The following is a 17618-nucleotide window of genomic DNA, read 5'->3' as shown; positions in this document are numbered from 1 at the left end:
CGCTCTCGTTATCGGTTCCGCTCGGCGAACACCCGGCTGAACCAGTCGAGAAACACGCGCACCCGCGGCGACAGCTGGCGGTTGCGCGGATAAAGCAGCGAGACCGGCATCGGAGGAGAAGGCCAATCCGGCAGCAGCGGCAACAGGCTGCCGTCGGCCAGATCGCCGCGCAGGTGATAGCGCGGCACCTGAATGATGCCCAGTCCGGCGCGGGCGGCGGCGACCAGGCTCTCCGCCGCGGTGACCGACACCGTCGCCGGCAGCGTGACGGGTTGCGCTTGTCCCGCCACCGTGAACGCCAGCGGCATCAGCGCGCCGGTCGCCGAAGAGCGAAAGCCCACCATGCGGTGATGGCGCAGATCGTCCAGGCTTTGCGGCGTGCCGAAGCGCTGCAGGTAGGCCGGGGCGGCGCAGGTCACCTCTTCCAGCTCGCCCAGGCGGCGCGCCACCATGTCGCTGTCCCGCAGTTTGCCGACGCGCACCACGCAGTCGATGCCTTCCCGCAGCGCGTCCACCAGCCGATCGCCTTCGCTCATATAAAGCTCGATATCCGGGTATTGCGCCAAAAAATCCGGCAAATCGGGCAACAGAAAATGGCGCGCCAGCGTGCCGTGCACGTCGATGCGCAGCAATCCGCGCGGTTTGGCGCCGGCGAACGCCATCTCCGCTTCTTCGATGTCCGCCAGAATGCTCAGACAACGCTGATAGTAGGCTTCGCCGTCCAGCGTCGGGCTGACGTGGCGGGTGGTGCGTTGCAGCAGCCTGACCTGCAGCCGGGCTTCGAGCTGTTTGATGGCGTCGGTCACGGTGGATCGCGGCAGGTTCAGATCCTGCGCCGCCTGGGTGAAGCTGCGTTGTTCTACCACGCGGGTGAACAGGCGCATGGCGTCGATTCTGTCCATAATTGTTCGTTTATTTCGGATAGTGATAACGAAGAATAGGGGATTATTCGCCATGCCGAAAGGTGCATGATGACTGTACATTAACCCGATGAGGAGATATCCATGAATCACGCGACTCAACGCGTCGCCATCGTCACCGGCGCATCCCGCGGCATCGGCGCGGCCATCGCCAAGCGTCTGGCCGCCGATGGCTTTACCGTCATCATCAACTATTCAGGCAATCCGGCGCCGGCCGATGAGCTGGTGGGCAAGATAGAACAGCGCGGCGGCCGCGCCTTGAGTGTCAAGGCCGACGTCAGCGATGCGGCTGCGGTCGCCCAACTGTTCGACAGCGCCGAACGGGCGTTTGGCGGCGTCGACGTGCTGGTCAATAACGCCGGGGTGATCGCGCTGGCGCCGGTGGCGGACATGCGTGATGAAGATGCGGATCGCCTGCTCGACATCAACCTGAAAGGCAGCTTCAATGCGATGCGCGAGGCGGCGAAGCGCCTGCGTGACAACGGCCGCATCATCAACTTCTCCTCCAGCGTGGTGGGGTTGCTGCAGCCGGGGTACGGCATGTATGCCGCCAGCAAGGCGGCGATCGAAGCGCTGACCAGCGTGCTGGCGAAAGAGCTGCGCGGCCGCAATATCACGGTGAACGCCGTCGCGCCGGGGCCGACCGCCACCGGCTTGTTCCTCGACGGCAAAACCCCGGAGCTTATCGAGCGGCTGGCGAAGATGGCGCCGTTGGAACGTCTGGGCACGCCGGACGATATCGCCGCGGCGGTGGCTTTCCTCGCCGGGGCAGACGGCGGCTGGATCAATGGCCAAACCCTGCGCGCCAACGGCGGCATCATCTGATTGGCGACGCGCCGCCGCAGGATCGGGTATCCTGTGGCGGAACATATCACATCAAGGGCAACGTATGGCGGGCCACACTCAGCAATCCCATCCTGGCGTCAGATCGCCCTGCGTAAGCCTGTGCCGGATCGACGACGAAACCCAGCAGTGCCGCGGATGCCGGCGCACGCGGGCGGAGATCGCCGCCTGGCCGACCGCCAGCGACGCGGAGAAACGCGCTATTTGGCGGCGGCTTGAGCTGCGTCAATCGGTGAAATAATCCTCTGCATTATTGCGCTGTCAGACTTCATGTAGCACAATTGAGCTACATGTGATTGACCGACGTTAGGAGCGATTATGTCGACGACGACCATTCGTATTCCAGATGAGCTTAAAGCCCGAGTCGCTGTCGTCGCCGAGCAGGTAGGCGTCACGTCTCACAGCTTTATTTTGCAGGCAATAGCGGAGAAAACGCAGCAAGAAGAGTTGCGCCGTGACTTTGAGAATGAAGCGGAAAAACGCTATGCCAAGATAATTGCGACGGGAGAGACGGTCTCTTGGAAAGAGATGCGCGGTTATTTGGAAAATTACGCAGCGGGTGATACTGCCGCTGTCAAACCTCCTGTTAAAAAACTGGGACGCTGATGGCAAATGTCGAGTTGGCGCCAGAGGTCAGGGATGATATCGAACGTGTTCTCGCTCATTTGGCTCAGTATGGCGCTGCGGATTCAGGGCGGCGCATTCAGGAAATCATCCATGCAATTGCGGTATTGGAACATAATCCATTGATCGGACGGTCCCTTGGCGCAGGGCTGCGTGAATTGATTATTGGGCAGCAAGCTCGCGGTTATTTGGCGCTCTACAAATACATTCCTGATATCGATACGGCGTTTGTTCTGGCGATCCGCAGTCAGAAAGAACAAGGGTATTGAATGCACGATACCGGCCTGAAAGACCGGCATCGCTGTCATGTCCTCAGAAATCCCAGTCCTCATCCTCGGTGTTGACCGCCTTGCCGATGACGTAAGACGAACCTGAACCGGAGAAGAAGTCGTGGTTTTCGTCGGCGTTCGGCGACAGCGCCGACAGGATCGCCGGGTTGACCTCCGCCATCGCCGGCGGGAACAGCGCTTCATACCCCAGGTTCATCAGCGCCTTGTTGGCGTTGTAGTGAAGGAAGGTCTTCACGTCTTCCGTCCAGCCGACGCCGTCGTACAGCTCCTCGGTGTAACGCACCTCGTTGTCGTACAGGTCCTGCATCAGGTCGAAGGCAAAGTTTTTCACCTGCTGGCGCCGCGCGGCGTCCACTTTCTCCAGCCCTTTCTGGAACTTATAGCCGATATAGTAGCCGTGCACCGCCTCGTCGCGAATGATCAGGCGGATCAGATCGGCGGTGTTGGTCAGCTTGGCGCGGCTGGACCAGTACATCGGCAGATAAAAGCCCGAATAGAACAGGAACGACTCTAGGAACACGCTGGCGACCTTTTTCAGCAGCGGATCGTCGCTGCGGTAGTGCGCCAGAATGATGCCGGCTTTCTTCTGCAGCGCGCGGTTTTCCTCGCTCCAGCGATAGGCGTCGTCCACGTCCGGCGTTTGGCACAGGGTGGAGAAGATTGAGCTGTAAGAGCGGGCGTGCACTGCCTCCATAAAGCTGATGTTGGAGTACACCGCCTCTTCGTGCGGCGTCAGCGCATCGGCGATCAGGGCCGGCGCGCCGACGGTGTTCTGGATGGTGTCCAACAGCGTCAGCCCGGTAAATACCCGAATGGTCAGCTGCTGCTCCTTCGGCGTCAGCGTGGCCCAGGAGGGGATATCGTTGGACAGCGGCACCTTTTCCGGCAGCCAGAAGTTGGAGGTCAGGCGGTTCCATACCTCCAGATCCTTGTCGTCTTCGATGATGTTCCAGTTGATGGCGCGCACCAGCGGCGCCGATGTTACGGTCGTCATAAGTTGCCTCACAGCGCGCAGGACACGCAGCCCTGCACCTCGGTGCCTTCCAGCGCCATCTGGCGCAGGCGGATGTAGTAAATGGTCTTGATGCCTTTGCGCCAGGCGTAGATCTGCGCGCGGTTGATGTCGCGGGTGGTGGCGGTATCGCGGAAGAACAACGTCAGCGACAGCCCCTGATCGACGTGTTGCGTCGCGGCGGCATAGGTATCGATGATTTTTTCCGGGCCAATCTCGTAGGCATCCTGGTAATACGCCAGGTTGTCGTTGGTCATGTACGGCGCCGGGTAGTAAACGCGGCCGATCTTGCCTTCCTTGCGGATCTCGATGCGCGAGACGATCGGATGGATGCTGGAGGTGGCGTTGTTGATGTACGAGATGGAGCCGGTCGGCGGCACCGCCTGCAGATTCTGATTGTACAGCCCGTGCATCATCACCGACTGACGCAGCGCGCGCCAGTCGTCGCGGCCCGGAATGGCGATGCCGGCGGCGGCGAACAGCTCGCGCACCCGCTCGGTCTGCGGCAGCCAGTCGCGCTCGGTGTACTTGTCGAAGTACTCGCCGCTGGCATAGCGAGAGTGCTCAAAGCCATCAAAGGCGCCGCCGCGCTCGATCGCCAGCCGGTTAGAGGCGCGGATGGCGTGATAGGCCACGGTATAGAAATAGAGATTGGTGAAGTCGATGCCTTCTTCCGAGCCGTAGAAGATGCGCTCGCGCGCCAGGTAACCGTGCAGGTTCATCTGGCCCAGACCGATGGCGCGGGCGCTGCGGTTGCCTTCGGCGATCGACGGCACCGAGCGGATATCGCTCATGTCGGCCACCGCGGTCAGCGCGCGGATCGCGGTCTCGATCGCCTTGCCGAAGTCCGGCGCGTCCATGGTTTTGGCGATGTTCAGCGAGCCGAGGTTGCAGGAGATATCCTTGCCGATGCGATCGTAGCTCAGATCCTCGTGATAGGTGCTGGCGCGGTTGACCTGCAGGATCTCCGAACACAGGTTGCTCATGTTGATGCGCCCGGCGATCGGGTTCTCCCGGTTGACCGTGTCCTCGAACATCACGTAGGGGTAGCCGGATTCGAACTGGATCTCCGCCAGCACCTGGAAGAACTCGCGCGCGTTGATGCGCGACTTGCGGATGCGCTTGTCGTCCACCATCTCGCGGTACTTCTCGCTGACGGCAATCTCCGAAAACGGCACGCCATACACCCGTTCGACGTCGTAGGGCGAGAACAGGTACATTTCTTCGTTGTTCTTCGCCAGCTCGAAGGTGATATCCGGGATCACCACCCCCAGCGACAGCGTTTTGATGCGGATCTTCTCGTCGGCGTTTTCCCGCTTGGTATCGAGAAAACGCAGGATATCCGGGTGGTGGGCGTTGAGATACACCGCGCCGGCCCCTTGGCGCGCGCCGAGCTGGTTGGCGTAGGAGAAGGCGTCTTCGAGCATTTTCATGATCGGAATGACGCCGGAGGACTGGTTCTCGATGCGCTTGATCGGCGCGCCCACCTCGCGAATATTGCTCAGCATGAAAGCCACGCCGCCGCCGCGTTTCGACAGCTGCAGCGCGGAGTTCACCGCCCGGCCGATCGATTCCATATTGTCTTCGATGCGCAGCAGGAAGCAGGAGACCAGCTCACCGCGCTGGCGTTTGCCGCAGTTGAGGAAGGTCGGCGTGGCCGGCTGGAAGCGGCCGGAAATCATCTCTTCCACCAGATCCTGCGCCAGGGCGGTGTCGCCCGCCGCCAGCGTCAGCGCCACCATGCACACCCGGTCTTCGTAGCGTTCCAGATAGCGCTTGCCGTCGAAGGTTTTGAGCGTATAGCTGGTGTAGTACTTGAAGGCGCCGAGGAAGGTCTCGAAGCGGAATTTCTTGGCGTAGGCCTGTTGGAACAGCTGCTTGATAAACGGGAATTCGTACTGCGCCAGCACCTGCGGCTCGTAGTAGCCTTCTTCCACCAGATAGCGCAGCTTTTCCTCCAGGTTATGGAAGAACACGGTGTTTTGGTTGACGTGCTGCAGGAAGTAGTGCCGCGCCGCCAGCCGATCTTTATCGAACTGGATCCGGCCTTCCGCATCGTAAAGATTGAGCATCGCGTTGAGCGAATGGTAATCCAGCGCGCCCGTCTCGGGCCTGGTCAATTCTGTCGTTGCCAAAATGCGGTTACTCCCTGTCTAACGTTTTCAACGTCTTGCGTAGTGCCGAGCAGCTCGAAGCGGTACAAAAAAGGCACCTGGCATTTTTTGGCGATGATGTCGCCGGCGATGCCGTACGCTGCGCCGAAGTTGGTGTTCCCGGCGGCGATGACGCCGCGCAGGTATGAACGGTTTTGCGGAACGTTGAGAAAGCGGATCACCTGGATCGGCACCGCGCCGACGGCGCTGCCGCCGCCATAGCTGGGTACGATCAAGATATAGGGTTGTTCCATCAGCAATTTGCTGCGGGCGCCGGCGATCGGAATGCGGATCGCCGGCAGGCCCAGTTTCTCAACGAATCGGTGGGTGTTCTCCGAACTGCTGGAGAAATAGACCAGCGGATTCATCGCCGAGCCTCAGCAGGTGAGCGCCAGCGCGCCGATTTTGTCCGGCCGGAAACCGGACCAGTGATCGTCACCGGCGATAATCACCGGAACTTGCTGATAACCTAAGGATTTAACGTGGTTCAGCGCCTGCTGATCCTGGGTGAGGTCGATCACCTGATAATCAATCCCCTGTTTATCAAATGCGCGATAGGTGGCGTTGCACTGGACACAGTCCGGCTTACTTTAAATAATAATGCTCATGATTCGCATTTACCTTTAGGCTGAAGGAAAGGCGGACAAGTCAGATAACGGAGCATCGTTCCTGGCGTTTCTGACGGCGTTATCAACCGAACAACGGTCCCTGCGGCTGATAGATAAAATACTATATGTAGATATTTAATTTATCAACCACGCTATATATGGTGTTTTGTGGGGTTGGGTACGTAGGCCGCGTCGGGGCTGGAAAAGGCGAGGGAAAAATTTTTTCGGGTGAGAAATTCTCCTCTCTCAGTGAAGAGGGGGAGTCGAGCGCATTCTGACGCATGCTGACGGCCAGACGATTGAAGGCGCTCTCTGATTAGCGCATCGACCATCCGGCGGGGCGGGGGTTACTGTCGGGGGGCGCCAATTTCAGCCGGCGAGAGGAGGCGGAGCGGGCGGTACAGGGGCTGGCGCAGCTGTTTCGCACAAATTAAACGGCCCGCGATTTCCGCGGGCCAGACGCACATCTGTTTTATCTTTATGACTGCAGGGGTGTTAACGCCGGGCCAGCAGCACGCCGAGCACGATGCCGACGGCGGCACCGATCCCTACGCCCTGCCAAGGTTTGTCACGCACATAGCTGTCGGCTTGATCGACCGCGTCGCGCGCATGCTGTGTCAGACTGGTGGAGCCATTGAACCGCGCCCGGGCGTCGCGCAGCACGCCTTTCGCCTTGCTGTGCAGCTCTTTCAGTTCCTCTTTGGTCTTGTCACCGGACTCGCGCAACACTTCATCCAGCGTATCGGCCAACAGAGTGACGTCCTGATCGATATCGCGTTCTGTTCTTTCCGCTTTCTTAAACATTCAGCTCTCCATTTCGACACATGTCTTTCAAGTGTAGACCATGCCGAGATTTGCGTGGCCGATCACGGAAAAAAACCGCCGTCACGCAGGTGTTTGCCGGCGCCTGGGCTTTGTACATTTGGTTACTCGGCGAAACCAATCACTCACGGAAGCGGCGGTTTGATTCCACTAGTATCTGTTTCAACGGCTCCACCGGAGCTTACCGAAACAACACTCTGAGGATTTAAAGATGAAAAAAGTATTAGCGCTGATCGTTGCTGCCACTATGGGTCTGTCTTCTGTTGCTTTCGCTGCTGATACCGCAGCTACTGCTCCGGCTACCACCACCGCACCAGCTGCGACCACCACCACCGCTGCGCCAGCGGCTGCTGCTGAAAAAGCGCCAGCTAAAGCAACGCACCACAAGAAAGCCAAGCACCACAAAAAAGCGCCAGCCCAGAAAGCTCAGGCCGCTAAAAAGCACCACAAAAAAGCGCCAGCTCAGAAAGCCCAGGCTGCTAAAAAACACCACAAAAAAGCGCCAGTGCAGAAAGCTCAGGCCGCTAAAAAACACCACAAAAAAGCCGGTAAAAAAGCTTAATTAAGTGATGTTTGCGGAACCGGAAGGTTCCGCACGCTCCAGTCCGTACTCCAGACACCCGGTTCTTCCGGGTGTCTTCTTTTGAGGCGACGCACGATGATCAATCGCTATCTGTTTGAAGTTATTTTCAGCGCGGTAACCCTGTGCGGGGTGATCGTCGGTTGGGAACTGTTTTTGGCCGGCAGCTTCCGGTGATCATTGCGCCGCGGCGGTTTCGTGCAAATGCCGCCAGCCGAGCGCGTTGGGCTGACGTTCAAATACCACCGTGGAGTAGCGCAGCGTAGCGCTTTGTCCCGGCAGACTCTGTTTTTCCCGGTAGCTGACTACCGCGCCCGTCGGCCATTCGGCCACCAGCTTCATCTCTTCTATCTCGATTTCCAAACCCGGTTTGGCGGCGCGATGCGCGTGGAAAAAAGCGCACAGCGCGGTGAAATCCAGCGGAGCGCCGTTCAGCGCGATCATGCTGAAATCCGGCGTAAAGCGCGCCAGCAGCGCCTGCTCTTCTCCGGTCCCTTTGCCCAGCCAGCGTTCAATGGCGATGTGGGCGTCGATCACTTCGGTAAAATACGGGTTCATAAAGCATCCTGTTGAGCGTTGAGTTGGCGCACGATGGCGCGGTTGGCGAGGCGCAGGCACAGCAGCAGCGGGATGAGTACGCTGGCACCCGCCAGAATGAAGCAGGTGCGGTAAGCCGTCGCGGGCGGCAACACGGCCAGCAGCAGATTCAGCAGCAGGCTGAGCAGCGCCACGCCGAGGCAAAAACTGAGTTGGCGGTTGATATTCCACAGCGCGCTGGCGTCCGCCAGCTGAGCGTTGGGGATCTGCAGGAACGCGCTGCTCTGCGCGGTGCTACTGCACAGGCTGCCGCCGAACCCCATCAGGGCAAAGGCGGCGATCTGCAACGCGTGCTGCCCGGCCTGATCGATCTGCGCCAGCGTCAGCATGCCGACGCCTTGCAACAGACAGCCGACGATCAGCAGCGGCCGCGGGCCGAGGCGGTTAAAGGTTTTGCCGGTCAGCGTGATGGCCAGGAACGACGCCAGCGCCCAGGGCAGCATCAGGCCGCCAACCTGTGCGGCGGGCATGCCCAGCTGGTTTTGCAGATACAGCATCGCCACCAGGCTGACGCCGATGAACAGGCCGGGAATACACAAATAAACCGCCATGGCGTTGCGCAGCAGCGGATCGGCGACCAGCCGCAGGTTCAGCAGCGGCTGCGGGGTTCGCAGGCTATGGCGCAGATAAGAGGCCAGCACCAGCAGGCCGGCAGCCAGCAGCGCCGCACCGGAAACCTGATGGCCGGCTTCGCTCAGCCGGGTCAGGCCGAGCAGCAGCAGCGTCAGCGCCGCGCAGGCGCTCAGTAATCCTGTCGCGTCCAGCGGTTTGCGCGCCGCCGTCGGCGCTTCCGCGCGCAGCCACAGCGCCGCCAGCGCCAGGGCCAGGGCCGCCAGCGGCAGGTTGGCGAAAAACACCCAGCGCCAGTCCAACCGATCGACGAGCCAGCCGCCCAGCGCCGGTGACAGCGCCGGCGCCAGCAGCCCGACTAACATGATGGCCGCAGACAGCCCGGCGCGTTCATGGCTGCGATACAGCTGATAGGTCAGCGTCTGGCCGATGGGGATCAGCAAGCCGCCGCCCATGCCCTGCAGGGTGCGCCAGCCGATCAGCGCCCCGACGCTCTCGGCGTTGCCCGCGCCGAGGGTGGCCAGCATGAACAGCGCCAGCGAGAGCAGAAACACCCGCCGCCCGCCGATGCGCTGCGCCAGCCAGGCGCTGAGCGGGATCACCAGCGTCAGGCCGAGAATATAGCCGTTGCTGACCCACGCCAGCTGGCTGACCGATGCCCCCATCGCCTGGCCGATGGCGGGGTAGGCGACATTGGCGATAAACATATTGATCAGATCGACGAAAAAGCCGAGCAGATAGACGATTGCCACTTTGCTGCGATAAGACATGGTGCCTCCGGTTGAAGGCGAGCAGTGTATCGGGGGGAAAAGTGCGGATAAATCGGCGGCGGGCGATTACACTGTCAAAATATTTTTGACAATAAGGGCGGTGAAATGCTGAATTTGCAGCGCCTGGCGATCTTCGCGGCGGTGGTGGAGGCGGGCAGCTTTACCGCAGCGGCGGCGGCGCTGGGGCAAACCAAGGCGGTGGTGAGCTTTAACGTCAAGCAGCTGGAGAACGAACTGGGGGTGTCACTGCTGGCGCGCAGCACCCGCCGATTGTCGCTGACCGATGCCGGCGAACGCTTCTATCAGCGCAGCCAGCAATTGTTGCAGGAGGCGGAAAACGTGCTGGACGACGTGCGACGCGATCATCACGGGCTGAGCGGCGTGCTGCGCATCACCAGCACGCCGGAGTACGGCGCGCAGGTGGTGGCGCCGGCGCTGGCGGCATTTTCGCGCCAGCATCCGCGCCTGCGTATCCAGCATGTGTCTTCTTCCTATCATGCCGATCTGATTTCGGAGCGCTTCGACGTGGCGATCCGCTTGGGCCAGCTGGCGGATTCCAGCCACCGCGCGGCGCTAATTGACAGCTTCGCCATTTTTCCGGTGGCGTCGCCGGATTATCTGGCCGAGCGGCCGATTCATTCGCTGACTGATCTGGCGCAGGCGCAGTGGATCGCCCACAGCCGGCTCAGTTCGCCGCTCAGTTGGCAGGTGGTCACGCCGCAGCGCGAAGCGGTGCTGTTCAAGGTCGCGGACGCCGCCACGCTTACCGGCGACAGCGCCGCGGCATTGCTGGCGTTCGCCCTGCATGGCGCCGGGGTGGCGCTGCTGCCGGCGTGGCTGGCGCAGCCCGACATCGATGCCGGCAGGTTGCAGCGGTTGCTGCCGGATCACCGTTTCCCCGAGCAGAGCATCTATGCGCTCTACCCGAATACCCGTCACGTGCCGGAGAAGGTGCGGGCGTTTATCGATTTTCTGCGCGCGCGGGTGGCGGCAAAATCGTTAGCGAAATAATAATTCGTTATAACTCTCTCATTTATCATCAAATCTCATCGGGGTATGCTGGAACGCTTCGTCTACCTCGTCCGATGCGAGCCACCTTCGATGACCGCAGAAAATAACTTCCAACTGAACCGACGTATTTTGTCCGTGGTGATGTTCACCTTCGTCTGCTACCTGACCATCGGCCTGCCGCTGGCGGTGTTGCCGGGATTTGTGCATGACCACCTGGGCTACAACTCGGTGTTGGCGGGCCTTATCATCAGCGCGCAATACTTCGCCACGCTGTTCAGCCGCCCGCACGCCGGGCGTTACGCCGATCAGCTGGGGCCGAAGAAGGTGGTGCTGTTCGGCCTGGCGTGCTGCGGCGCCAGCGGCCTGTTTTACGCGCTGGCGTTCGGCGTTGACGGTTACCCGTGGCTCAGCCTGCTGTTGCTGTGCGTGGGGCGGGTGTTTCTCGGCGTCGGCGAAAGCTTCGCCAGCACCGGTTCCACGCTGTGGGGCATCGGCCGGGTTGGGGCGATGCACACTGCGCGGGTGATCTCCTGGAACGGCGTCGCCACCTACGGCGCGATGGCGGCCGGCGCGCCGCTCGGCGTGTATCTGAACCAGCAGTGGGGATTGGCCGGGGTGGCGGCGCTGATTGTGCTGGCGGTCGCGGTGGCGCTGCTGTTGGCGAGCGGCAAGCCGGACGTCTCGATCGCGGCTGGGCAGCGCATCGCCTTCCGCGCGGTGTTCGGCCGCATCTGGGCCTATGGTCTCGGGCTGGCGATGGGCACCGTCGGCTTCGGCGTGATCGCCACGTTCATCACCCTTTACTACGCCGACAAAGGCTGGAGCGGCGCGGCGTTTTCGCTGACGCTGTTCAGCTGCGCCTTCGTCGGCATCCGCCTGATCTTCAGCAACGTCATTAACCGCCACGGCGGGTTGAAGGTGACGCTGGCGTCGTTTCTGGTCGAGATCGTCGGGCTGCTGTTGATCTGGCTGGCCGGCGAACCCTGGATGGTGCAAACCGGCGCGTTGCTGGCCGGCGCCGGTTTTTCGCTGGTGTTCCCGGCGCTGGGCGTTGAGGCGGTGAAACAGGTGCCGCCGCAGAATCAGGGCACGGCGCTCGGCACCTATTCGGCGTTCCTCGACCTGGCGTTGGGCATCACCGGCCCGCTGGCCGGGCTGCTTATTGGACAAGCGGGCGTGCCGTCGATTTATCTGGCGGCGGCGCTGCTGGTGGCGCTCGGGGTGCTGCTGACCCTGCGCCTGCTGCAGCGCCGCCGGGCCTGATTCAGGAATAGTCCGAAACCCGGATTCCTCCCCAGAAAATCATTGTTTCGGTGAATGATTACGGTAAGGTCGCTCAGCGGTCCAGAATGAGAGGAGGAATCGATGTATTTACGGCCGGATGAAGTGGCTAAAGTGTTGGAGAATACCGGCTTTGAGCGTGATTATGTCACCGATCAGGCCTATGGCTACCGCAAGGGTACGCATTATGTGTATGTGAATCGCGAAGCGCGGATGGGCAGAACCGCGTTGGTGATCCACCCGGCGCTGAAAGAGAGAAGCGTGCATTTCGCCACGCCGACCTCCCCGGTGCGCACCAGCGAGCAGTATCTGGAGTTTCCCCTGGATTTAAGCAGCGACGCCCCGAACCAGCGCTACGGCATCGCACACGGCTTCAGCTCGCGCGAAGCGCTGTCGCGCTACCTCTACAGCATGTTCCTGTAATCGGTCCCCCGCCCGGGGGACGCGATCAGCCGTGCGCCAACGCTTCGCGGTTGAAACGCTCGTTGTAGGCGCGGCGGAACTGCGCCAGTTCAAACGCATCGATATCCAGCTCGGCGAAGTAAAACAGCGCCGCTTCGGTGTGCTCGGCATGCAGCTCCGGCGACAACCCGGCGCGCAGCAGCACGTCGCGCCACAGGGCAATCTGGTCGTCGTCCGCCTGTTTGATGAACGTCAGGTAGATGAACAGCAGATAAGCCGCCTGGTGCATCTCTTCGGTGTAGCCGTTGTTCAGCATGCGGATAAAGGTCTGGCTTTGGCGGCCGCCCATTTCCTGGATCATCGATTCGATCAGCATCGGCTTGACCCTCAGCAGATGGGCCAGCGAATCGATGGCTTTGCGGGTGTCGGACGTCAAGATGCGGTAACCGATAATGAATACGACGATCAGGGCGGCGAGGATGATCCAGGTCATTTAGGCTTTATTACACTCTCAATACGCCAGAAGAGGGGCGGGAGGCGCTGTGCGACAGCGCCCGCTATCAATGCTGTTCGCCGCTGAAATTACCGACCGCGCTCTGTTGGCGCAGGTGGTGATTGAAGGTGGCCGCGTCTTTGGCCAGCGCGTCCAGATGGGCGCCGAGCATTTTGATCTGCTTGACCAGCGCATGCTGTTCCGGCACCGAACTGGCTGTGCTCAGTTTGCGCGCCAGTTGTTCATTCTGCGCCCGCAGCGCGGCTTCGCGCTGTTTGGCTTCTTCCAGCAGTTGCTGCAGCGCCTGGTAGCTCTGCTGCCATTCGCGGTGTTGCCGTTCGAAGCTGCTCTGCAACTCATTCATCGCATTTTGAAACTGGATTTCCAGCTCGCGCATTGTCATGGGCTCGATCCTTTGCGGCACTCAATGATGGCTTAGCAGTATAGCGAAAACTGTTCGCAAGCTCACCCGTTGACGACAAATGAGACACATGCCGCTGACAATTCCCGGCTTGCAACCGTGACAAGGCGTCTTACAATCGACCCCATTCCCAGCCGTAAAGGCTGCCGTTCAAGAGAGGTGGAACATGAGCGAGCAGGAAAAAGACTTTTTTGAACAGGCGATGGCGGACGTGGTGCCGCTGGAGAGCGGACGGCAGACGCTGTACCTCAAGCCGCAGGTGGCGGTGGACAAAAGCGCACGGCGCGACGCGCAGCGGCTGCGGCAGGAAAACTTCCTCAGCACCGATTTTCTCGAAGTGATCCCCTGTGAACAGCCGCTGGAGTTCAAAGGGGAAGGCATTCAGCAGGGCGTGCTGGACAAACTGCGCAACGGGCGTTACCCGCCGCAGGCATCGCTGAACCTGCTGCGTCAGTCGGTCGAAGCCAGCCGGCAGGCGCTGTTTCGCTTCATTATGCAGGCGGAGGCGCAAAACCTGCGTTCACTGCTGATCGTGCACGGCCGCGGGCGGCAGAACGAAAGCCATCCGAATATCGTGCGCAGTTACGTCGCTAAGTGGCTGGCGCAGTTTGAACAGGTACAGGCATTTTGCCGCGCCTTACCGCGCGACGGCGGCGAGGGCGCCTGCTATGTCACGCTGCGTAAATCGGCGCAGGCCAAGGCAGAAAACTTTGAGCGCCACGCCAAGCGCAGCCGGTGAAAGGATAGCCGAAATAAAATGGCCGGCGAATATCGCCGGCCATCGATGAATTATTTATTAAATATTTTATAGTCCAGCGAATAACGGCCGGCGCCGGTTACCGCCAGCAACAGCAAACCGCCAATGATGCTGATGTTTTTAAAGAAGTTGATTTCGTTGCCCATCATTTCCATGCCGGTCATTTTCCAGAACGGATGGCCGATAAACGCGGTGCCCAACACATACAGGGCGAAAATGACCGCGATAGGCCGAGTAAACAGGCCGAGAATAAGCGCGATGCCGAAAATAAACTCCACCACCACGGCAACGATCGCCGCCAAATAAGGCATCGGCGTGCCATAGCCTTCCATCGCCGTGACGGTCGCACCGAAGTTGACCAGTTTCATCCAGCCGAAAATGATAAACAGAACCATCAGTAGAATGCGGGACAGCAGAATTACGCCGTCTTTTGAGCTATCACCCATTTCGAACTCCTTAGCCACTGTCGGAATTATGTTGTCTTGCTGATTAAAGATTAGAACAATTTACGTTTTTTTCTAGCGGCGACGGGCGGTTGCGCCACTTTTTTCATTGGGTGAGACGCGTGGTGAAGCCGACGGCATTGCCTATACTTGAGCCTGGAGCAAAAACAATAAAACAGGCAATGTGAGGCCAAGATGGATGAGGAATTGACCGCCGCCGGTTACCGCCGTTATTCCGGCGACAAGATTGACGTTTATTTTAACAGCGCGATATGCCGCCATTCCGCCAACTGCGTGCGTGGCAACGCGGCTATTTTTACCCTGAACCGCCGGCCGTGGATTATGCCGGATAATGCCGACGCGGCCGAAGTGAAACGCGTTATCGACACTTGCCCCAGCGGCGCACTGAAATATAGGGAGAAATAATATGGAACATAAAATACTGGCAGACGAGAAGCGTTTTTATATCAATGACGAGCACGGCAAGCTGATCGCCGAGATCTCTTTCGTGCCGAGCGGCGACAGGCTGACCATTATCGATCACACCTGGGTGGATGAGTCATTGAAGGGGCAGGGCGTCGGCAAAAAGCTGGTGGCGCTGGTGGTGGAGAAAATGCGCGCGGAGCAGCGTAAAATCATTCCGCTATGCCCGTTCGCCAAGCATGAGTTCGATACCACCCCAGCCTATCAGGACATTCGCGCCTGAGGCGATAACGGGGCGCGGCGCGCCCCGATCATTCAGCAGACGCCGAAATCGCCGTCTTCGTGGTACAGCGCCACCTCGTTGGCCTGCACCTCCGTACGCTGCTCTTTACCCAGTTCATTCCAGCTGCAAACCAGGGTTTCGCCGTCGATCGCCACCACGGTCATCTTCGGGCCGCCGGTGGTGCGTTGTACAAAATCACCGATATTGAATGCCATGCGTTCCTCCACAACAGATTAAACCTCATCTATTGATAACACAGAATGGCGCCGCCGTTGGCAGGTGTTTCGTTATGTATTAAATTATATAGCGATTATCATCAAGGAGAGCAAACTAACATGCCGGGATTATTGATGTTTTATGTGGGCGGTACGGCGCCGGGCGCCAATATTGAGTTGCACGACGTGCAGTTTGCGGCGGCGGATCGGCCGGAAGAGGCGTATCCGCTGCTGCGCGAAAAGTGGTTCGGCGATAAGCGCAAGGTGCATGTCGACGGTTATGCGCGCATCGACTGGGCGGACGGTTACGACGTGAGCCTGGAGTCTGCGCCGTTCGCCGGTGAAGAGAAGCTGTTTTTCGTTAACGTGGGCGGTTACCGCAGCGATGAGCTGGCGGAATTGCACCAGTTCGGCCTTTTTGTGGCGCGCTCCGCCGACGAGGCGAAGGAGAAAGCCAAACGGGCGCTGCTGACGGACAGCGTGCAGCAGCACAAAGATGATCTGGCTGAGGTGGACGACTGCCTGCTACTGCAGGCGCTGCAGGGCTACCACGTTCATCTGCGGGCCAACCCGCACGGGAAACCGGCCCGGCCGCTGTGGCAGGGGTATCTGCCAATCGGCGAACCCGCGCTATAACGCCGCTTCGAACACCTGCGGCAGGTTGAGATCGCGGCGTTTCAGATCCAGATGCATGATATTCATTACCTGTTGATGAAAATGCCGTTCATGCAGCATGAGAGGCGCTGTATGCTGGCAAGCACAGTAATCAACACGCCCAGGATTTACCATGACCATTGAGATTTACCCGGCGCAAAAAAGCGACGCCAAACTGATTCTGGATATGATTATCGAGCTGGCGGTGTACGAAAAGGCGCGCGAGCAGGTGCTGGCCAGCGTGGAAGACATCGAACGCAGCTTGTTTGGGCCGGGCGCCTGTTCCGAAGCGCTGATTTGTACGGTGAACGGCGAGCCGGCGGGTTATGCGGTGTTCTTTATGAGTTACTCCACCTGGCTGGGTAAAAACGGCATCTATCTGGAAGACCTGTACGTGGCGCCGAAGCATCGCGGCGCGGGCGCCGGTAAAACGCTGCTGCGGCACATCGCCCGGCTGGCGTGCGAACGGCAGTGCGGCCGCCTGGAGTGGAGCGTGCTGGACTGGAACCAACCGGCCATCGATTTCTACCTCAGCATCGGCGCGCAGCCGCAGGGCGAGTGGGTGCGTTATCGTATGGAGGGCGAGGCGCTGACGTACTTCGCGGCGCACGGGGCGGCGCTGCCGGCGTAACCGTCATTGGGGGGAGGCGGCCTCCCCAACTGGGGTGGTGTGATCGGTTTACTGCGGGTGAATCAGGTCAGGATCAGGCGGGTTTGCGGGCGGCGAGAATGAAGATCATCGGGCGCTCCTGCTCTTCGTCCAGCGCCGGGTTAGCGGCGATTTGCTGCGCGCTGGGGCCCCATTCGTTCAAATGCTGGATGATAAACCCTTGCTGCGCCAGCGGGTTGATATAGCCGCCAAGCGTGCGGTGCTGCTTGATGACGCCTTCCGCCAGCCAGTTGGAAACGCGCTGGCCTTCTCGCTGGTAACCGTTGACCGGCCAGGATTTCTGCCCGTTGCCGTCGGTCAGCCAGCCCTGCTGCGCCGGGGCGGTGTAGATCGGGTGCTCGGCGGTGAAGATGAACTGCCCGCCAGGTTTCAGCGCGGCGTACACCGTGGCGAACAGCGCGGACAAATCCTCGAGGTAGTGCAGCGTCAGCGAGCTGTAGACCAGATCGTAACGGTTCACAGGCAGCTGCAGCTGCGCCAAATCCTGCCGACGATACTCGATGCCCGCGTCGGCGGTCATCTCCCGCGCTTTGGCCAGCATCTTTTCCGAGACGTCCAGCCCCAGCACGCTGGCTGCGCCCTGTTCGCGGGCGCTGCGGCAGAACCAGCCGTAGCCGCAGCCGAGATCGACCACACTTTTTCCCTGCAAATCTGGCAGGATGCGGCGGATGGCGGGCCATTCCGGCGCGCCGTCCAGACCGTGCTGCGAGCGGCTGAGCTGCGCATAGCCGTCGAAGAAAGCCTGATTGTCATAGATATTTTGCGTCATGATGACT

Annotated in this window: 25 protein-coding genes and 1 pseudogene; 13 read left to right on the top strand and 13 right to left on the bottom strand. The window is 60.2% G+C overall.

What is annotated here, in order from left to right; all coding sequences use genetic code 11:
• Positions 1-8 precede the first annotated feature (8 nt).
• Entirely contained in the window at positions 9-902 is an 894-nt protein-coding gene (locus tag IT763_RS18170) for a LysR family transcriptional regulator (RefSeq protein WP_048795850.1), read from the bottom strand.
• 102 nt (positions 903-1004) lie between these two features.
• Between IT763_RS18170 and IT763_RS18165 the strand changes: the two genes are divergently transcribed.
• The 4 genes from IT763_RS18165 to IT763_RS18150 all read left to right on the top strand — a co-directional run bounded on the left by IT763_RS18165 (position 1005) and on the right by IT763_RS18150 (position 2656).
• Positions 1005-1745 carry an SDR family oxidoreductase gene (locus tag IT763_RS18165; RefSeq protein ID WP_049300416.1) on the top strand — a complete coding sequence of 247 codons (741 nt, stop codon included), beginning with the start codon at positions 1005-1007 and terminating at the stop codon, positions 1743-1745.
• 64 nt (positions 1746-1809) lie between these two features.
• The gene (locus IT763_RS18160; protein WP_071525980.1) at positions 1810-2004 is read left to right on the top strand and encodes a DUF1289 domain-containing protein; all 195 of its coding nucleotides are present in this window, start codon (positions 1810-1812) and stop codon (positions 2002-2004) included.
• A 77-nt stretch (positions 2005-2081) separates the two neighbouring features.
• The gene (locus IT763_RS18155) at positions 2082-2369 is read left to right on the top strand and encodes a CopG family ribbon-helix-helix protein (RefSeq protein ID WP_016929838.1); all 288 of its coding nucleotides are present in this window, start codon (positions 2082-2084) and stop codon (positions 2367-2369) included.
• Positions 2369-2656, top strand: coding sequence for a type II toxin-antitoxin system RelE/ParE family toxin (locus IT763_RS18150; RefSeq protein ID WP_028127519.1), 288 nt, complete (start codon positions 2369-2371; stop codon positions 2654-2656). The genes IT763_RS18155 and IT763_RS18150 overlap by 1 nt, the downstream gene beginning before the upstream one ends.
• 43 nt (positions 2657-2699) lie before the next feature.
• On the opposite strand, the gene nrdF is transcribed toward IT763_RS18150, so the two are convergent.
• The 5 genes and pseudogenes from nrdF to IT763_RS18125 form a co-directional block, all read right to left on the bottom strand.
• On the bottom strand, positions 2700-3671 hold the full coding sequence (nrdF, locus tag IT763_RS18145; RefSeq protein ID WP_033639549.1) for a class 1b ribonucleoside-diphosphate reductase subunit beta: 972 nt from the start codon (positions 3669-3671) through the stop codon (positions 2700-2702).
• Positions 3672-3679: 8 nt separating this feature from the next.
• Positions 3680-5824, bottom strand: coding sequence for a class 1b ribonucleoside-diphosphate reductase subunit alpha (nrdE, locus tag IT763_RS18140; protein ID WP_072009650.1), 2145 nt, complete (start codon positions 5822-5824; stop codon positions 3680-3682).
• Positions 5806-6210, bottom strand: a complete 405-nt coding sequence (gene nrdI, locus IT763_RS18135) for a class Ib ribonucleoside-diphosphate reductase assembly flavoprotein NrdI (protein WP_004928930.1) — start codon at positions 6208-6210, stop codon at positions 5806-5808. The genes nrdE and nrdI overlap by 19 nt, the downstream gene beginning before the upstream one ends.
• Positions 6211-6219: 9 nt before the next feature.
• Positions 6220-6450 (bottom strand): annotated as a pseudogene (nrdH, locus tag IT763_RS18130) (glutaredoxin-like protein NrdH).
• Between the two features lie 495 nt (positions 6451-6945).
• Entirely contained in the window at positions 6946-7254 is a 309-nt protein-coding gene (locus IT763_RS18125; RefSeq protein ID WP_004928950.1) for a YqjD family protein, read from the bottom strand.
• A 229-nt stretch (positions 7255-7483) separates the two neighbouring features.
• Here IT763_RS18125 and asr point away from each other — a divergent pair, with 229 nt between their 5' ends.
• Positions 7484-7834, top strand: coding sequence for an acid resistance repetitive basic protein Asr (asr, locus tag IT763_RS18120; protein WP_004928953.1), 351 nt, complete (start codon positions 7484-7486; stop codon positions 7832-7834).
• A 195-nt stretch (positions 7835-8029) separates the two neighbouring features.
• On the opposite strand, the gene IT763_RS18115 is transcribed toward asr, so the two are convergent.
• The gene (locus IT763_RS18115; protein WP_016929834.1) at positions 8030-8410 is read right to left on the bottom strand and encodes a DUF4440 domain-containing protein; all 381 of its coding nucleotides are present in this window, start codon (positions 8408-8410) and stop codon (positions 8030-8032) included.
• Positions 8407-9789: an MFS transporter gene (locus tag IT763_RS18110; protein WP_049300414.1), complete on the bottom strand. Its 1383-nt coding sequence runs from the start codon at positions 9787-9789 to the stop codon at positions 8407-8409. Before IT763_RS18110 ends, IT763_RS18115 begins: the two co-directional genes overlap by 4 nt.
• Positions 9790-9894: 105 nt before the next feature.
• Between IT763_RS18110 and IT763_RS18105 the strand changes: the two genes are divergently transcribed.
• From IT763_RS18105 to IT763_RS18095, 3 genes are all read left to right on the top strand, one after another.
• A complete protein-coding gene (locus IT763_RS18105; protein ID WP_049300413.1) occupies positions 9895-10800 on the top strand; it encodes a LysR family transcriptional regulator in 906 nt (301 codons plus the stop codon).
• A gap of 90 nt (positions 10801-10890) precedes the next feature.
• A complete protein-coding gene (locus IT763_RS18100) occupies positions 10891-12063 on the top strand; it encodes an MFS transporter (protein WP_016929831.1) in 1173 nt (390 codons plus the stop codon).
• A 102-nt stretch (positions 12064-12165) separates the two neighbouring features.
• On the top strand, positions 12166-12504 hold the full coding sequence (locus IT763_RS18095; RefSeq protein ID WP_016929830.1) for a DUF2002 family protein: 339 nt from the start codon (positions 12166-12168) through the stop codon (positions 12502-12504).
• Between the two features lie 25 nt (positions 12505-12529).
• On the opposite strand, the gene IT763_RS18090 is transcribed toward IT763_RS18095, so the two are convergent.
• A complete protein-coding gene (locus tag IT763_RS18090) occupies positions 12530-12976 on the bottom strand; it encodes a DUF1198 family protein (RefSeq protein WP_206194900.1) in 447 nt (148 codons plus the stop codon).
• 67 nt (positions 12977-13043) lie between these two features.
• Positions 13044-13379 (bottom strand): MbeD/MobD family mobilization/exclusion protein, encoded by a 336-nt coding sequence (locus IT763_RS18085; protein ID WP_004928976.1) that lies wholly within the window; start codon positions 13377-13379, stop codon positions 13044-13046.
• A gap of 184 nt (positions 13380-13563) precedes the next feature.
• On the opposite strand from IT763_RS18085, the gene smrA reads away from it, so the two are divergent.
• On the top strand, positions 13564-14136 hold the full coding sequence (smrA, locus tag IT763_RS18080) for a DNA endonuclease SmrA (RefSeq protein WP_049300412.1): 573 nt from the start codon (positions 13564-13566) through the stop codon (positions 14134-14136).
• Positions 14137-14186: 50 nt separating this feature from the next.
• On the opposite strand, the gene IT763_RS18075 is transcribed toward smrA, so the two are convergent.
• Entirely contained in the window at positions 14187-14600 is a 414-nt protein-coding gene (locus tag IT763_RS18075) for a DoxX family protein (protein WP_016929826.1), read from the bottom strand.
• A 192-nt stretch (positions 14601-14792) separates the two neighbouring features.
• Between IT763_RS18075 and IT763_RS18070 the strand changes: the two genes are divergently transcribed.
• Both IT763_RS18070 and IT763_RS18065 read left to right on the top strand, forming a co-directional pair.
• Positions 14793-15023, top strand: coding sequence for a (4Fe-4S)-binding protein (locus tag IT763_RS18070; protein WP_016929825.1), 231 nt, complete (start codon positions 14793-14795; stop codon positions 15021-15023).
• Between the two features lies 1 nt (position 15024).
• Positions 15025-15303, top strand: a complete 279-nt coding sequence (locus IT763_RS18065; RefSeq protein WP_049300411.1) for a GNAT family N-acetyltransferase — start codon at positions 15025-15027, stop codon at positions 15301-15303.
• A gap of 32 nt (positions 15304-15335) precedes the next feature.
• On the opposite strand, the gene IT763_RS18060 is transcribed toward IT763_RS18065, so the two are convergent.
• Positions 15336-15518: a YodC family protein gene (locus IT763_RS18060; protein WP_016929823.1), complete on the bottom strand. Its 183-nt coding sequence runs from the start codon at positions 15516-15518 to the stop codon at positions 15336-15338.
• Between the two features lie 120 nt (positions 15519-15638).
• On the opposite strand from IT763_RS18060, the gene IT763_RS18055 reads away from it, so the two are divergent.
• Positions 15639-16154, top strand: coding sequence for a DUF1543 domain-containing protein (locus IT763_RS18055; RefSeq protein WP_049300410.1), 516 nt, complete (start codon positions 15639-15641; stop codon positions 16152-16154).
• 151 nt (positions 16155-16305) lie between these two features.
• Entirely contained in the window at positions 16306-16803 is a 498-nt protein-coding gene (locus IT763_RS18050) for a GNAT family N-acetyltransferase (RefSeq protein ID WP_016929820.1), read from the top strand.
• 73 nt (positions 16804-16876) lie between these two features.
• Here IT763_RS18050 and IT763_RS18045 read toward each other — a convergent pair whose 3' ends face one another.
• Entirely contained in the window at positions 16877-17611 is a 735-nt protein-coding gene (locus IT763_RS18045; RefSeq protein WP_016929819.1) for a bifunctional 2-polyprenyl-6-hydroxyphenol methylase/3-demethylubiquinol 3-O-methyltransferase UbiG, read from the bottom strand.
• Between the last annotated feature and the right edge of the window lie 7 nt (positions 17612-17618).

Source organism: Serratia sp. CMO1 (assembly GCF_015689115.1).
GTDB lineage: Bacteria > Pseudomonadota > Gammaproteobacteria > Enterobacterales > Enterobacteriaceae > Serratia > Serratia marcescens.
This window is presented reverse-complemented; position numbering and strand designations above follow the sequence as displayed.

Bases quoted from the DNA above. Each gene is read 5' to 3' on its own strand.
- IT763_RS18170 (WP_048795850.1), bottom strand. From the start codon at position 902: ATGGACAGAATCGACGCCATGCGCCTGTTCACCCGCGTGGTAGAACAA.
- IT763_RS18165 (WP_049300416.1), top strand. From the start codon at position 1,005: ATGAATCACGCGACTCAACGCGTCGCCATCGTCACCGGCGCATCCCGC.
- IT763_RS18160 (WP_071525980.1), top strand. From the start codon at position 1,810: ATGGCGGGCCACACTCAGCAATCCCATCCTGGCGTCAGATCGCCCTGC.
- IT763_RS18155 (WP_016929838.1), top strand. From the start codon at position 2,082: ATGTCGACGACGACCATTCGTATTCCAGATGAGCTTAAAGCCCGAGTC.
- IT763_RS18150 (WP_028127519.1), top strand. From the start codon at position 2,369: ATGGCAAATGTCGAGTTGGCGCCAGAGGTCAGGGATGATATCGAACGT.
- nrdF (WP_033639549.1), bottom strand. From the start codon at position 3,671: ATGACGACCGTAACATCGGCGCCGCTGGTGCGCGCCATCAACTGGAAC.
- nrdI (WP_004928930.1), bottom strand. From the start codon at position 6,210: ATGAATCCGCTGGTCTATTTCTCCAGCAGTTCGGAGAACACCCACCGA.
- IT763_RS18125 (WP_004928950.1), bottom strand. From the start codon at position 7,254: ATGTTTAAGAAAGCGGAAAGAACAGAACGCGATATCGATCAGGACGTC.
- asr (WP_004928953.1), top strand. From the start codon at position 7,484: ATGAAAAAAGTATTAGCGCTGATCGTTGCTGCCACTATGGGTCTGTCT.
- IT763_RS18115 (WP_016929834.1), bottom strand. From the start codon at position 8,410: ATGAACCCGTATTTTACCGAAGTGATCGACGCCCACATCGCCATTGAA.
- IT763_RS18110 (WP_049300414.1), bottom strand. From the start codon at position 9,789: ATGTCTTATCGCAGCAAAGTGGCAATCGTCTATCTGCTCGGCTTTTTC.
- IT763_RS18105 (WP_049300413.1), top strand. From the start codon at position 9,895: ATGCTGAATTTGCAGCGCCTGGCGATCTTCGCGGCGGTGGTGGAGGCG.
- IT763_RS18100 (WP_016929831.1), top strand. From the start codon at position 10,891: ATGACCGCAGAAAATAACTTCCAACTGAACCGACGTATTTTGTCCGTG.
- IT763_RS18095 (WP_016929830.1), top strand. From the start codon at position 12,166: ATGTATTTACGGCCGGATGAAGTGGCTAAAGTGTTGGAGAATACCGGC.
- IT763_RS18090 (WP_206194900.1), bottom strand. From the start codon at position 12,976: ATGACCTGGATCATCCTCGCCGCCCTGATCGTCGTATTCATTATCGGT.
- IT763_RS18085 (WP_004928976.1), bottom strand. From the start codon at position 13,379: ATGACAATGCGCGAGCTGGAAATCCAGTTTCAAAATGCGATGAATGAG.
- smrA (WP_049300412.1), top strand. From the start codon at position 13,564: ATGAGCGAGCAGGAAAAAGACTTTTTTGAACAGGCGATGGCGGACGTG.
- IT763_RS18075 (WP_016929826.1), bottom strand. From the start codon at position 14,600: ATGGGTGATAGCTCAAAAGACGGCGTAATTCTGCTGTCCCGCATTCTA.
- IT763_RS18070 (WP_016929825.1), top strand. From the start codon at position 14,793: ATGGATGAGGAATTGACCGCCGCCGGTTACCGCCGTTATTCCGGCGAC.
- IT763_RS18065 (WP_049300411.1), top strand. From the start codon at position 15,025: ATGGAACATAAAATACTGGCAGACGAGAAGCGTTTTTATATCAATGAC.
- IT763_RS18060 (WP_016929823.1), bottom strand. From the start codon at position 15,518: ATGGCATTCAATATCGGTGATTTTGTACAACGCACCACCGGCGGCCCG.
- IT763_RS18055 (WP_049300410.1), top strand. From the start codon at position 15,639: ATGCCGGGATTATTGATGTTTTATGTGGGCGGTACGGCGCCGGGCGCC.
- IT763_RS18050 (WP_016929820.1), top strand. From the start codon at position 16,306: ATGACCATTGAGATTTACCCGGCGCAAAAAAGCGACGCCAAACTGATT.
- IT763_RS18045 (WP_016929819.1), bottom strand. From the start codon at position 17,611: ATGACGCAAAATATCTATGACAATCAGGCTTTCTTCGACGGCTATGCG.